This window comes from Methylobacterium oxalidis, from assembly GCF_007992195.1.
Taxonomy (GTDB): Bacteria; Pseudomonadota; Alphaproteobacteria; order Rhizobiales; family Beijerinckiaceae; genus Methylobacterium; species Methylobacterium oxalidis.
Genome location: NZ_BJZU01000328.1, coordinates 1 through 824 on the forward strand (window position 1 = coordinate 1; position 824 = coordinate 824).

Annotated in this window: 1 protein-coding gene; it reads left to right on the plus strand. The window is 61.5% G+C overall.

The annotated features are described in order from the left end of the window. The coding region (locus tag MOX02_RS30830) for a Crp/Fnr family transcriptional regulator (protein WP_147029548.1) at positions 1–812 on the plus strand (812 nt) is incomplete at its 5' end. Positions 813–824: the final 12 nt, after the last annotated feature.

Genomic DNA, 824 nt, shown 5'->3' on the forward strand with positions numbered 1-824 from the left:
GGCTCGAGATGTGGAAACTGCGCAGTTTAGAATTGCATGAAACTGTTCGGCGTGGATCCTCGTTCAGCCGGCATATAGCTGGCGCAGGATCGATGCAGGTGACCACGCCCTTCATCCGCAAGCTGGAGCATGCCGGACCGCTCACGGACGAGGAGCGCTCGGTTCTACTGAGCCTTTCAACATCCAGCCGCACCGTCTCGGCGCGCCAAGACATCGTCCTGGAACACCAGACAGACACGGTCCCGCTGATCCTCAGCGGCGTTGCCGGCCGCTACAAGGTCCTCGTGCATGGCACGCGCAGGATCGTCTCTTTTGCTCTGCCGGGGGATCTCTGCCGTGTCCACGCGGCTGCGACCGGCGCCCTGGACCTGCGCGTTGCCGCTCTCACCGGCTGCCATGTTTCGGATATCTCTCAAGCCAAGCTCAGGGAGGCTATCGACACCTACCCCGGCATCAGCCGGGCGCTGTGGTGGCTCACGCTGACTGAACTGAGCCGGGCGCGCGAATGGCTGGTCAACGACAGCCGACCGGCAGACAGGCGTCTGGCCCATCATTTCTGCGAGCTGCTGGTCTGCCTACAGGCGGTCGGGCTGGGCGGTGAAAACTCATTCGAGCTTGGGATCGCACAGGCGGACTACGCCGATGCGTTGGGCATCTCGTATGTTCACGTCAACCGCGTGATGCAGGCGCTGCGATCAAACGGCATGATCAGCACGGGTAAGCACCTGCTGATTTTTCCCGACGTGAATCGCATCAAGGAGTTTGCGGAGTTCGATCGTGGCTACCTGTGCTTGGATGGGCTGCACATGTAGATCCTCTCTCGG